The sequence below is a fragment of the Corynebacterium sp. HMSC074E01 genome (assembly GCF_001808885.1).
GTDB lineage: Bacteria > Actinomycetota > Actinomycetes > Mycobacteriales > Mycobacteriaceae > Corynebacterium.
This window is the reverse complement of sequence record NZ_KV794850.1, coordinates 1-13,687: the sequence shown is the minus strand read 5'-3', so window position 1 is coordinate 13,687 and position 13,687 is coordinate 1. Positions and strand designations below refer to the sequence as shown.

General features: G+C 56.0%; 9 protein-coding genes. 5 read left to right on the top strand and 4 right to left on the bottom strand.

Features of this window, described 5'->3' with window-relative positions; translation table 11 throughout:
* The first annotated feature begins 111 nt into the window (after window positions 1–111).
* Window positions 112–1,524, top strand: a complete 1,413-nt coding sequence (gene lpdA / locus HMPREF2537_RS08220; RefSeq protein WP_070527649.1) for a dihydrolipoyl dehydrogenase — start codon at window positions 112–114, stop codon at window positions 1,522–1,524.
* Window positions 1,525–2,024: 500 nt separating this feature from the next.
* On the opposite strand, the gene ramB is transcribed toward lpdA, so the two are convergent.
* Window positions 2,025–3,431: an acetate metabolism transcriptional regulator RamB gene (gene ramB, locus HMPREF2537_RS08215; RefSeq protein ID WP_070527646.1), complete on the bottom strand. Its 1,407-nt coding sequence runs from the start codon at window positions 3,429–3,431 to the stop codon at window positions 2,025–2,027.
* Window positions 3,432–3,833: 402 nt separating this feature from the next.
* On the opposite strand from ramB, the gene HMPREF2537_RS08210 reads away from it, so the two are divergent.
* From HMPREF2537_RS08210 to HMPREF2537_RS08195, 4 genes are read left to right on the top strand one after another with little or no spacing between them, the layout of a single operon-like run.
* On the top strand, window positions 3,834–4,589 hold the full coding sequence (locus HMPREF2537_RS08210) for a succinate dehydrogenase cytochrome b subunit (RefSeq protein WP_070527644.1): 756 nt from the start codon (window positions 3,834–3,836) through the stop codon (window positions 4,587–4,589).
* Between the two features lie 15 nt (window positions 4,590–4,604).
* On the top strand, window positions 4,605–6,626 hold the full coding sequence (locus tag HMPREF2537_RS08205; protein ID WP_070527638.1) for a fumarate reductase/succinate dehydrogenase flavoprotein subunit: 2,022 nt from the start codon (window positions 4,605–4,607) through the stop codon (window positions 6,624–6,626).
* On the top strand, window positions 6,626–7,375 hold the full coding sequence (locus tag HMPREF2537_RS08200) for a succinate dehydrogenase/fumarate reductase iron-sulfur subunit (RefSeq protein ID WP_070527635.1): 750 nt from the start codon (window positions 6,626–6,628) through the stop codon (window positions 7,373–7,375). Before HMPREF2537_RS08205 ends, HMPREF2537_RS08200 begins: the two co-directional genes overlap by 1 nt.
* 47 nt (window positions 7,376–7,422) lie before the next feature.
* Complete coding sequence (locus HMPREF2537_RS08195; protein ID WP_010189861.1) at window positions 7,423–7,794, top strand: hypothetical protein; 372 nt, start codon at window positions 7,423–7,425, stop codon at window positions 7,792–7,794.
* Window positions 7,795–8,066: 272 nt separating this feature from the next.
* Here HMPREF2537_RS08195 and HMPREF2537_RS08190 read toward each other — a convergent pair whose 3' ends face one another.
* From HMPREF2537_RS08190 to HMPREF2537_RS08180, 3 genes are all read right to left on the bottom strand, one after another.
* On the bottom strand, window positions 8,067–11,234 hold the full coding sequence (locus HMPREF2537_RS08190; protein ID WP_210383644.1) for a type I restriction endonuclease: 3,168 nt from the start codon (window positions 11,232–11,234) through the stop codon (window positions 8,067–8,069).
* A gap of 375 nt (window positions 11,235–11,609) precedes the next feature.
* On the bottom strand, window positions 11,610–12,815 hold the full coding sequence (locus tag HMPREF2537_RS08185) for a restriction endonuclease subunit S (RefSeq protein ID WP_070527632.1): 1,206 nt from the start codon (window positions 12,813–12,815) through the stop codon (window positions 11,610–11,612).
* On the bottom strand, window positions 12,808–13,687 hold an 880-nt coding region (locus tag HMPREF2537_RS08180), incomplete at its 5' end, for an N-6 DNA methylase (RefSeq protein WP_148138141.1). The genes HMPREF2537_RS08185 and HMPREF2537_RS08180, both read right to left, overlap by 8 nt.

Here is a 13,687-nt window from a genome sequence, read left to right as displayed (position 1 = left end):
CCGGGCTGCGCTCCATGTGTTAGGCCAGCATCAGAAGGGCTATGAACGTCCTGTGGGAATAGGTGCGGGGGTGGTGGGACAGCGAGCCTAAAGTTACGTATCCTGTAGAACGTGACTAATGAACACTTTGACGTTGTAGTACTCGGCGCGGGCCCCGGCGGCTACGTGTCCGCCATCCGCGCTGCCCAGCTGGGCAAGAAGGTTGCCGTTATTGAGAAGCAGTACTGGGGTGGTGTCTGCCTCAACGTGGGCTGCATCCCGTCCAAGGCTCTTCTTAAGAACGCTGAGGTTGCACACACCTTCAACCATGAGGCAAAGGCCTTTGGTATTTCCGGCGATGTTTCTTTCGACTTCGGTGTTGCGCACAAGCGCTCCCGCAAGGTTTCGGAGGGCATCGTCAAGGGCGTGCACTACCTGATGAAGAAGAACAAGATCACGGAGATCAATGGCCTAGGCTCCTTCAAGGACGCCAAGACCATCGAGATTACTGAGGGTGATGACAAGGGTAAGACCGTTACCTTTGATAACTGCATTATCGCCACCGGCTCCGTCGTCCGTTCCCTTCCGGGCGTGGAAATCGGCGGCAACATCGTGTCCTTCGAGGAGCAGATTCTCAACGATGAGGCCCCAGATTCCATGGTTATCGTTGGCGCAGGCGCTATCGGTATGGAGTTTGCTTATGTTCTGGCCAACTATGGCGTGGACGTGACCATCGTGGAGTTCATGGACCGCGTCCTGCCGAACGAGGACAAGGATGTCTCTAAGGCCATTGCCAAGGAATACAAGAAGCTTGGTGTGAAGCTCCTGACTGGTTACAAGACCACCGCCATTAAGGACAACGGCGACAACGTCACCGTTGAGGTTGAGTCCAAGGATGGCTCCAAGACCGATACTCTGACCGTGGACCGCTGCATGGTCTCCATCGGCTTCGCCCCGCGCACTGAGGGCTATGGCCTGGAGAACACTGGTGTCGAGCTCACTGAGCGCGGTGCCATCGCTATCGATGACTACATGCGCACCAATGTTGAAGGCATTTACGCCATCGGTGACGTCACTGCGAAGCTGCAGCTCGCACACGTGGCTGAGGCACAAGGTGTTGTGGCCGCTGAGGTCATTGCCGGCGCTGAGACCCAGCTGCTGGGTGACTACATGAACATGCCGCGCGCTACCTTCTGCAATCCGCAGGTTGCCTCCTTCGGCTACACCGAGGAGCAGGCTCGCGAGAAGTTCGCTGACCGCGATATCAAGGTTGCCACCTTCCCGTTCTCCGCTAATGGTAAGGCGGCTGGTCTGAATGAGACCGCAGGCTTCGTCAAGCTCATTGCTGACGGTGAGTTCGGTGAGCTCATCGGTGGCCACATGGTGGGCTCCAACGTTTCCGAGCTGCTGCCGGAGCTGACCCTGGCACAGCGCTTCGATCTCACCGCTGAGGAGATCGGACGCAATGTTCACACGCACCCGACCCTGTCCGAGGCTATGAAGGAAGCAGCCGAGGGTATCGGCGGCCACATGATCAACCTCTAAGCTCAAGGCGAAAAGCCAAAACAAGAACTCTCCCCCTCAATCCCAGAAAGGGTTTGAGGGGGAGAGTTGGTTTTAGCGCCGAAACGCTCCTGTCTTTAGCCGAGGAGCTTGGAGGACAGAGCGAAGGGTGCATTAACGATGGTTACGAGAAGGCCCTGAACCTGGCCAAGGAAACCGTTAAGGTAGCTGCTCATGATAGTGATCCTTTCGATAGGGGATATCGGTCATGTTCCATTATAAGAGATGCGACCCTGGAAAATCTATGAACTTTGATATACAAAATCATTCTAAAGCTTTTTAAGATCAATGTATGTGAGCTGCCAGGAGCTTAAACACCCAGCACAAGATGTGTAACAAGGACTCCTAGAGGAGATTCGCCCGCCGGAAAAATTCATCCCAACACTGGAGAGCGCTCCCCACAAAAGGCAATAAAAATGTTATTTGTGGTCTAAAAGCTTTCCTTTTGGGTTGCCCCTACCATTCGTGCCGCAAGGGCAGAGTTAGTACGGCGCAACCGCGGAGCGGTGGGCATCAATGACCAACTGCTCGTTGATGGCGGGGAAAGCTCGCTGCGCACAGTTCTGGCGCGGGCAGGTGCGGCAGCCGGCGCCAATCGGCGTCGCGGAAGAAAGGGTATCGAGGTTAAGCCCTTGGGCGTAGACAGTGCGATTGGCGTGGCGGGCCTCGCAGCCCAAGCCGATGGAGAAGAGCTTGTTGGTATCCCCGAAACGGCCCTGCGGGTAGCTCACCGTGCGTGAAACCCAGAGGTAATTGCGCCCATCCGGCATCTGCGCCAGCTGGCGGGAAATGGTGTTGGGGCGTGAGAAGGACTCGTAGACATTCCACAGCGGGCAGGTGCCGCCGGAGTTGGAAAAGTGCACGCCCGTGGCTGACTGACGCTTGGACATGTTGCCCGCGCGGTCCACCCTCACAAAGGTAAAGGGGATGCCGCGCTTGTTGGGGCGCTGCAGCGTGGAAAGGCGGGAAGCAATCGTTTCATAGCCCACGCCGAACACGTTGCAGAGGTACTCCACGTCATACCCGGATTGCTCCGCCTCACTATGGATGAGGCCATAAGGCAACAGGGTGGCTGCGGCGTAGTAGTTGGCGATTCCCCGCTTGGCCAAGTTGATTGAAGCATCTGAGGTGAAGGGTTCTTCGTCCACGAAGCCGCCAATAAGCCCACCCGCTTCCAGGAATCCCAGCTCGGCTGCCATGCGGAAGGCGCGCTGGCCCACGCTCAAACGGCTGGCCAGGCGAAGAGTACCGCTGTCCTTGTCAAAGCGGTGCAGCGTGCCATCCATGCGGTCGGTGGTGAGAATCTCCACGCCGTGCTGGGATGTGAGCCTGTCATTCAGTGCCTGCTCAATATCGCGGATGTGGAAGGGGGTGACGCCGAGCTCCGCGGCGATCCCCTCCGCATGGATGTCCAATTCATCGAGATAATTCTGCCGGGCATAGAAGAAATCCCGCACCTCGTCGTGCGGCATGGATAGCGCCTGGCTGCCATCCGAGCGGCGGGTGTCGGTGGCAAGTGAAAGCTTGTCACGAATGTTGCGGTAGCGACGGTGGATATCCACGAGCGTGCGGGCAACGGTGGGGTGGTTATAAACCAACTCGGACAATTCCTGAAGTTCCACGGGGGAGGGGCAGATTTCCTGGTCTTGTACGACATCCTGGATTTCTGCCAGCAGGCGTGAGTCATCATCGCGGGAGAAGAACGTGGCATCAACGCCAAATGCTTCAGTGATTTTCAGCAAGACCGGGACGGTAAGCGGGCGCACGTCATGCTCAATCTGGTTGACGTAGCTCGCTGAAAGTCCCAGCGTAGCGGCGAGGGAAGCTTGGCTGAGATCACGTTCGCGGCGCAGCTGGCGCAGGCGCGAACCCACGTATGTCTTGCTCATGTGAGCTAGATTACCTAGTGCCTTTCACTCATAACAATATTTTTGCAAGGAATGTGTGAAGTATTTTAACTCCGCTGCGAAGTGGGGGTGTTGGCAGGGTGCTGGGCGGGCAATGAAGGGTGGATACCAAGCGAAAGTTTGACACCTAAAGGGGTAGGGTCGTCACTCGCGCCACACCCTGTGACAAAAGTCTCAACCGCGAAATGTTTTCGCAAGGTCAATATTGCGTAAAGAGAAGTAATCAAGGTAGAGCGGCAAAAGGGATAGACCACCTAAGGTGATCCTTGCCTTATCTTGAATCTTTCGGTGGGCCATAGGAGGGGGAAGGGGTGCGCAAAGCAAAGAGATAACTAGTGGTCAGCGTGAAGTTCTGCGTAAGGTAAGGACGACTATGGAGGTGTCATGTCTGTAAAAAATCCTGACCGTGAAGCCCTCGCTCACGGCCGTATTACTAATGAAACGATTCGTCCTAAGCCAGGAATTCCGTCCTGGGCTTTGAAACTGACGATGGCAATTACCGGTTTGTTCTTCGCGCTCTTCGTCGTGGGGCACATGGCCGGCAACTTGAAGCTTTACCTGCCGGCTCATGACGGCCAGGAAGCCCTCGATGCCTACGGTGCATTCCTGCGCAGCATGGGTGACCCGCTGATTCCGAGCGGTCACCTTCTGTGGATCATCCGCATCGTTTTGCTGGCTTGCGTGATCGCCCACATTTACGGTGCCTTCGCACTGACCGCTCGCTCCAAGGCATCCCGCGGTAAGTTCAAGCGCACCAACCTGATGGGCGGCATGGATTCCTTCGCTACGAAGACCATGCTGGTGACCGGCGTCGTGCTGCTCCTGTTCATCGTCTTCCACCTTCTGGATCTGACGATGGGTGTCCAGCCGATCGCTCCGGAGACTTTCGCTCATGGTGAAGTGAAGGCCAACATGATCGCTACCTTCTCCCGCTGGCCGGTGACCATCATCTACATCGTTGCCATGCTCTGCCTCTTCCTGCACCTGACCCACGGTATCCGCCTTGCGGCTTCCGACCTGGGCATCACCGGTGCTAAGTGGCGCGAGGTATTTGTCATCCTGGCGTACATCGTCCCGGCCGTCGTGTGCCTGGCAAACATCGTTATGCCGTTGTCCGTCGCCCTGGGCTGGGTCAGCTAAAGGAGTTTTGAACCCATGACTAACGCGAATACTGAACTCAAGCGCGAGCACCCGAACTTCTCGCACCCGCAGTCCATCGTCCCGGGCGTTAAGCCGGGCCGCATTCTGGAGTCCAACGAGCCGCACGGCGTCCCGATGAAGGACATGTGGAGCTACCAGAAGGACCACATGGAGCTGGTCTCCCCGCTGAACCGCCGTAAGTTCGAAATTATCGTCGTCGGCACCGGCCTGGCTGCTGGTTCCGCGGCGGCTGCTCTCGGCGAGCTGGGCTACAAGGTGAAGGTCTTCACCTACCACGACTCTCCGCGCCGTGCGCACTCCATTGCTGCGCAGGGTGGTGTGAACTCCTCTCGCCACAAGAAGGTGGATAACGACTCCGCTTACCGCCACACCAAGGACACCGTCAAGGGCGGCGACTACCGCTGCCGCGAGTCCGACTGCTGGCGCTTGGCTTATGAGTCCATCCGCGTCATCGACCACATGAACGCCATTGGCGCTCCGTTCGCTCGCGAGTACGGCGGCACCCTGGCTACCCGTTCCTTCGGTGGCGTGCAGGTCTCCCGTACCTACTACACCCGTGGCCAAACAGGTCAGCAGCTGCAGCTGTCCACCACGTCTGCGCTCTACCGCCAGATTGGCCTGGGCAACGTGGAGCTCTTCGCTCACCACGACCTGCAGGACATCATCACCTACACCGACGGTGACAAGAAGCGCGCCGGCGGCATCGTGACCCGTAACCTCATCACCGGCGAGCTCAAGGCCTTCACCGGCCACGCAGTTATCCTCGGTACCGGTGGTTACGGCAACGTCTACCACATGTCCACGCTGGCCAAGAACTCGAATGCCGGCGCCATGATGCGTGCGTACGAGAACGGTGCTTACCTGGCTTCCCCGGCATTCATCCAGTTCCACCCGACTGGCCTGCCGGTGAACTCCGAGTGGCAGTCCAAGACCATCCTCATGTCCGAGTCGCTGCGTAACGACGGCCGCATCTGGTCTCCGATCAAGGAGAAGGATGACCGTCCTGCCAACGAGATTCCGGAAGAGGAGCGCGATTACTTCCTGGAGCGCCGCTACCCGGCCTTCGGTAACCTCGTCCCGCGTGACGTGGCTTCCCGCGCCATCTCCCAGCAGATCAACAAGGGTCTGGGCGTTGGTCCGCTGCACAACTCCGTGTACCTGGACTTCCGCGACGCCATCGAGCGCCTGGGCAAGGACAAGATCCGCGAGCGCTATTCCAACCTCATCGAAATGTACGAAGAGGCCATTGGTGAGTCCGCTTATGAGACCCCGATGCGTATCGCTCCGACCTGCCACTTCACCATGGGTGGCCTGTGGACGGACTTCAACGAGATGACCACCATCGACGGCCTCTTCGCCGCCGGTGAGTGCTCCTGGACCTACCACGGTGCGAACCGCCTGGGTGCTAACTCCCTGCTGTCCGCTTCCGTTGATGGCTGGTTTACCCTGCCGTTCACCATCCCGAACTACCTGGCTCACCACCTGGGTGAGGCCAAGCTGGCTGAGGACTCGGCAGAGGCCAACGAGACTGTCGCTCGCGCACAGGCTCGCATCGACCGCCTCATGTCCATCCAGGGTCAGGATCCGCACGGCCCGGCGTACTACCACCGCCAGCTGGGTGACATCCTCTACTGGGGTTGTGGCGTGTCCCGTAACGTCGAGGACCTCAAGGTTGCCATCGAGAAGGTTCGCGCACTGCGCAAGGAATTCTGGGCTAACGTCCGCATTACTGGCGACGCCAACGACATGAACCAGGTTCTCGAGTACGGTCTGCGTGTTGCTGACTACATCGACCTGGGCGAGCTCATGTGTATTGACGCCCTTGACCGCGACGAGTCCTGTGGTGCTCACTTCCGTGATGACCACCTCTCCGAGGACGGCGAGGCCGAGCGTGATGACGAGAACTGGTGCTTCGTTTCCGCTTGGGAGCCGGGCGCCGCTGAGGGCGAGTTCATCCGCCACGCTGAGCCGCTGTACTTTGATTCGATCCCGCTGATGACAAGGAACTACAAGTAATGAAACTGACACTTGAGATCTGGCGTCAAGCCGGACCGACGCAAGAAGGCAAGTTCGAAACCGTGCAGGTTGACGACGCCGCCGAGCAGATGTCCATCTTGGAGTTGCTCGATCACGTCAACGACGGCCTCATTGAGGCCGGCAAGGAGCCGTTCGCATTCGCTTCCGACTGCCGTGAGGGCATCTGCGGTACCTGTGGCCTCCTGGTCAATGGCCGCCCGCACGGCCCGGGGCAGAACACCCCGGCCTGCCAGCAGCGCCTCTTCCAGTTCAAGGATGGCGACACCATCAAGCTGGAGCCTTTCCGCTCCGCTGCCTACCCGGTCATCAAGGACATGATCGTGGACCGCGCCAAGCTGGACCACGTCATGGAGCAGGGCGGCTACGTGTCCATGGATGCGGGTACCGCTCCGGACGCTGACACTCTGCACGTCAACCACGAGACCTCCGAGTACGCTCTGGACCACGCTGCCTGCATCGGCTGCGGTGCCTGTGTGGCATCCTGCCCGAACGGTGCTGCTCACCTGTTCACCGGCGCCAAGCTGGTTCACCTCTCCCTCATGCCGCTGGGCAAGGAAGAGCGTGGCCGCCGCGCACGCAACATGGTGGACGATCTGGAGCAGAACTTCGGCCACTGCTCGCTCTACGGCGAGTGCGCCGACGTCTGCCCGGCTGGTGTGCCGCTGACCGCGGTTTCCGCGGTTACCCGCGAACGTGCACGTGCTGCTTTCCGCGGCAAGGACGACTAAGCTATAGTCATTCACAGGATTAACAGGAACGAGAGAAAGTTTCAGCCATGAGCGACCTCAACCCGGCAGTTGCTGATCACCACAGCGAGACCTACCCGGAGTTCTCCGGTAAGATTCAGGACTCCTACATCGAGGGATATGACCCCGTTTCTTACGGTGCACCGCACTCTTCTTTGCTGCGCACCTCCACATGGGTGGGCATGGGCTTGGTCCTCTCGATGCTGCCGGCAGCCGGCATCCTCATCTGGGGCCTCGGTACGTGGCTCTACCCGGATGGCACCGCTGGTGCTGACTACCAAATCAACATCATCGTCGGCGCTATCGCGCTCGTCGTTGTTGCCATCCTGGCCGTCGGCTCCGTCAAGTATGGCCGCCGCTACTACCGCCAGTACCGCAAGGAAACCGGCCGCATCAACTAGGCACCTCCTAGGACGTTGAACGCCTAAGTTTCTGTACTGACACCACCACAACCCCTACCTCCAAACAGGCACATGGGAGACCATGTGAGGAGGTGGGGGTTGTTGGCGTTTGGGCCTGAGCGGCGGCCCGAGTGGGGGAGGTGAGGGGCAGGAGAATGGGAGGCAAAGGGGCGCCAGAGCGGGCGCCGGCGCTTGGCGACGTTTCCCGCTTCCCTTCCACGATGAAGGGAAGGGAGTTCTCAGTCTGACGTATTTAGGGCCTAGTTGTTTGGTTAATAGTTTTCCACGGCGTACATCACCACGCTTTGATAGAAGTTTCCGTCCACAGGCAGTGACCGTTCCATGAACTCTGTACGGACGACCTCAAAAACATTAGAGCTTCCGCGCGAGACAAGGGCGGCGTCTAGCACCTGCGCAAATTGGTCTTCAACTTGTGAATTGCCCGCGTGCATTAACATCACGTCAAGCAGATCCTGGATACGACGAGCATGTTGAAATGCATCTGTTGCGGATACTGGCTCATTGACCAGACTTTCATCTGGCAGCGCAATACCATCCGCCTTATCCTCCATGGCAGCCACCGCCAAGCGTGCCATAGCGGCAGTCAACACACTCAGCGCGTCCTCACCACCAAGAATCAGGTTGGTGAACTTATCACTGTCAGCGCCCGCGCCTAAGACTGCAGTGAGTACCTTATCGCGCATTTTCGGAGATTTCGCGAGTGCTTCCATCGGATTCTTTGTGGCGAGTACTTCTACTTCATCGTCCTTGGCGAGTGCCTCCCATACGCCGTGGACCATGCGGGTATTCGCCGAGTTTGACATGTCGATCCCAGCAGCAGCGAACAACTCATTGACCTGTTCCACTGCTTGGCGAAACGCCCCTTGTAACGGATCAGCCGCGCCACCGGTAGACACACGCCCGTCGAACCCAGGCACCGGCAATGGTGCACGAGAATCCTCAGTTTTGAGCTCCAAATTTGCTGATTTATCCAAATCCCCAGTCACCGCTGTGGCGACAACATCCACGCCGGTGACGTAATCGTCCACGCGTTCCTTCTTACCTAGCTTGAGGTTGCGAACGAGGAGATCAGCGAAGATCGCACGTTTATGTAAACGCACATCCTGGAAGTCAATGAACTGGCTTAAGAAATCCCAAGCGTGAACGTACTTGACCAAGTTGGCGCGAAAATCCGTCGCTACGGCTTCATTCTCCTTGTTTCGAGTGAAGAGAGCATCTAGATAGAAATCCGTCCAGCGCGTCACAACGGGGTCAATACCGATACGGATGAGGCTGTCCTTCTTCTTCACGTCCACACCCGGGTCCATGACCACGTTGGCGAGGGCTTCCATTTCTCTCACGTCATAGAATTGCGAGGTATCCAGAATCCGAGCCAAATCGCTGAGCACGTTGGGATCAACGTCAGTGTCGATAGACGCTTGTGAGTAGTACGGCTGGAATGCGTGCAGGATTGTCTCGGGGTCATTGATGAAATCGACCACGTAGGTCTTGGATTTCTTCTTCACCGGAAGTGTGCGGTTCAGTCGAGATAGCGTCTGTACCGCCATGACCCCAGATAGTGGCTTATCCACGTACATGGCGGAAAGACGTGGTTCATCAAATCCAGTTTGATACTTATTCGCCACGATCAACAATTTGTAGGACTCACCATCAAACATCTTGGTGGTCTCCATGCGGCGTTTACCCTCAGGCGCGTTCTCATTATTGAGCGAGAATTCGGTGACAAGTTCTTCCACGTCCGGATCTTTCGAAACATTCAACGATCCGGAAAACGCCACGAGTGCTTCAAGCCCTCGATACTTCGGGTCAGCCTGGATTACGTCTTGGACCGCTCTAAACCAGCTGTATGCGCTCATACGGTCATCGCAGACCACCATTGCTTTGGCTGTGGACCCAAGCAGGCTGCGCACGTTGTTGTGGAAGTGTTCGACGGCAACTTGTGCCTTGGAATGGATGGACTTCTCGTGGGAGCGAACGAACTGCTTGAGAGCGGACTTGGCTTCACCAAGATTGACCTCATCTTCGCGCCCGAGCTTGTCCTCAATCCTGGCGTACAGGTTCAGCGAAATGTAGTTCTGGAGCACATCCAGAATGAAGTGTTCATCGATTGCCTGCGCCATGGAATAGAGATCAAATGCCACGCGCTTGTCCGGGTTATCCGGTTCGGGTTCACCAAACACCGCAAGAGTTCTTGCTTTCGGTGTGGCGGTGAGCGCCACTATGGTGATATTGGAAGAACGCGCCACAGCAGAGTCGCGTTGTTGCTGGAGTTTGTCTTTTTCGGCGCGGCTAAGCTTGGCTGGCTGGGGTGGGGTAAGTGCGTCATTGTGGGACGCGTCTACCATCGACGAATCTTCGCTAGTTTCGGAAGCCGCAGCGGCTCGCGACGCTGCGTTCGCGATCTCATCAGGCGTATCCGAAAGCGTCTCTAAAAGCGTGCGCGATGCCTTACCGTGCTGGGATGAATGTGCTTCATCGATAATCACCAGCCAGCGGCGGTTCCGCAATTTCGGAGAACGATCAATCGTCTGCGCCAGCGCGGGGAAGGTTTGCAGCGTACAAGATAAAATTCGTTTGCCCTGGGTTAGATAATGATTGAGTTTCTCCGACTTGGACGTGGCATCGTTGGTGATGTTGATGACCATGCCCTCGGAAGCCTGGAGTAGCGAAAGCCCATCAGCGACGTTTTTATCCAGTACAGTGCGGTCAGTCACGACGATGACACAATCAAACAGTTTCGTGCCGTCCGTGTGGATCATCTTGTTCGCGCGGTGCGCCATCCACGCAATTGTTTTTGTCTTTCCAGAACCAGCAGAGTGCTGAATGAGATAGCGCTTGCCTGTTCCGTTTGCGACAACATCGGCGGTGACTCGCTCTACAGAGCGCAACTGGTGGAAACGCGGGAAGATTAAGCGTCCTTCATTTCCTTTCGAGGACGGCTCCCACAGCGCGTAATCCTTTAGGATGCGCAACAGTAGATCCGGCGAGCAGACCCATTCCCAGAGATAGGAAACGTTATAGCCTTTCGGGTTGTCGGGGTTGCCCGCGCGCCCTTCTTCGGTTCCCTGGTTGAACGGGAGGAAAACCGTTTCCGCACCCTTCAACTCGGTGGTCATCAAGACCTCGCGAGAAGACACCGCGAAGTGGACAAGGCAGCGTCCAGGGTTGAGCAGCGGGCGCTTCGCCTTATTCGGTTTACGATCCTGCCTGTACTGACGAACAGCATCATCGATGGTTTGAGTGTTGTCTGTCTTGAGTTCCATCGTGATGACGGGAATTCCATTGACCAACAAAACAAGGTCAATTTCATTACCGTCACCTTTTTCGAAGTGTACTTGTTGGAGCACACGTAGGCGGTTGTCTTTCGCCTTCTCGATAACGTCCGTTTTCGCCGGGTCGTAAGGGAAGAATCCCGCCATGTCCGGGAAATTGACGGTGCCAAGATCCGTCTGGGTGAATGAGAAACCATCTCGCAAAGTGCCGAGAAGTCCACCATTGACTTTTTTTACTGATTCCGTCCAACAGCGGAGTGGAATCGAGCTCTTTTTTCAGGCGATTGAGCAGTCGGCGTTCGCGGGACTGACGTTCCGCGTCGTTCGCAGTCGGCGGGATAGCCCGCTCATATTTCTCGGGGTACTGGGCTTTCAGCCAGTGGAGCACGTCTTCAGGAAACAATCCCAGTTCGGGGGAGAAACCCTTGTCGTTGTCTCCCTTATTCCAAATCCAGCCTTGGTTATTGAGGGCTCGACAGATAGTCTCTTCCATTGCTTCTTCGTGGACTGGGTTCACCATGATTAGACCTCTTTTCGCCCGGTAACGACTTCAGTGATCAGAGCTGTCTTACGTGCTTTCAGGTTCTCGATGAGTCGAGTGGATTCCTCGATGAGGGAGTCCATTTTGGAGGTTTCTCGTCGCAATCGATCAGCGATCGACTGCTGCACTTCTAAAGCCAGAACCGGATAAGGAAGAGATTTGATGGAACTCACATTTATCCGCTTCAGAGTGGAACCTACTGTATTCATATCGACTGTTTGCTTAAGTGCATTGGATTGCAGAAAGTAAAACAGTAGACGAGAGTCGTTCTTTTCGTTGTTTTTGAAAATCACCACATCCTGCCCTAACGCAATTGGTGGGTCAGACTCCTTTACAATTGATGATTTTCCAACACTTGCATTTCGACTCATGATCACGTCACCTGGGGAGGGCTTTCGTTCGCCCTCCCGCAAGTTCGAGAAGGTACCGCTATCTGTTCGATTTGCACCATCCAAGATGAGATCCTCGGAACCGAGTTGCTCAATACTCACCAAATAGTTTTTACCACTGTCAATAAAAGGAGCTGTAATGTGAAGGCAATCGACTACCTTCCAGGAAAGTGCTAATGGTGCGACCGGGAAACCCGCAAGGAGGTTGTCGATTAGCATTGGCTTTCTAGCACGGAGATTCCGGACCAGCTCCTTGAACTCTTCGATCATCGCGTCCATCTCGCTGATTTCCTTATCGAGGTAATCCGCGATACGGTGCTGGGTCTCGAGATTGGGAAGTGGAATTGTCAATGACGAAACTACTTGCTGGGGAATCGAGACACGAGTAACTCCGTTTGCTCGCTTTTCCCAGTATTCGCCGGTCTCCCTAGTGAGCATCGAATAGTAGAGAAACTTTGGGAAAGCTTTTTGGGGATGAGCACGAAGAATTGTCAAGTGATAACCACAGACGAGCGAATCATGAGTTGAATCTACGTATGCAGGGATGCCGATATCATCCGCTGTTTCGGAGTCCTTTGTGATAATGACATCACCCTCGGACAACCGGAGCCTCTCAATCTGATCCGGGGAAGCGGTTGCTTTCATGAAAGCTAAATCCGCTGTGATTGTGTCGTTGTAGTAAACGTCCGTGTAATTGCACAGTTCGACAGCGGGTTCATCCGGCTTTGATTTCTTATCGACATTCGATTGCAAGATTGCGGAGATTAACCCCAACTTGCTTGGCTGGAACTCAGTCATCTGAACGTACCTCCCCAAACATTGCGTAAATACGTTCCAGGGAGGCAGCAATATCTGCGTCCAACTCTTCCAAGGAGCGCGACTCTTCCGGTTTGTAGAACAAACGGGTCAGTGGCAGTTCCGTTCCCACCTTCGCTAAGGACTCATCCCACTGCATATCTGGTACGAACGGCAACACTTCACGCTCCATGTGCTCGGATACGTCTTCTAGGTACGGCACGCGCTCAATCACCTTCGAAGATGTATCTACAACCGGATTCCCCTTCTCGTCCAGGGATGCGGGCGCGTTCTCATCTTCCGCAGCCAATGATTTCATGATGTGGCGAAGCAGTGGCGCGCCCATTTTCACCCCGTGCGACTTGGCGGAAGCCTTCAGCGCTTTTGGCAGATCGTTGTAATCGCGTCCCTGCATCTCGCGGATGACGTTTTCGTGTTCTGGAAAAGCGGACTTGTGCTTCATGGCTTCTGAAACGGTCTCGTCAGTCACGTTTACGGCGTAGTGCGCCACCTTAAACATCGGTACGTCCCGGTACGTGAGCTCATCAGCGGTGACGATGAGGGAGTGCTCGGATTCCGCGAAATCCTTGTAAATCTTCGTAATCTCGCGGATATTGTCTTCTGAAAATTCGACCCGCTTTTGTCCCATGTTCTTACGCATCGGAGCACAAATATCGGTCGCGTCGATGAACTGGATCTTGCCACGGCGACGCGGTTCCTTGTTCTGGTCCAAAATCCAGACGTAGGTGGCAATGCCGGTGTTGTAGAACATGTCATTTGGTAGCGCAATAATCGCGTCAAGAACTTCAGTCCCGCCTTGTGCACCGATGAGGTATTTGCGGATGCGGACCTGACCCCTGTTTGGTAGACACCTG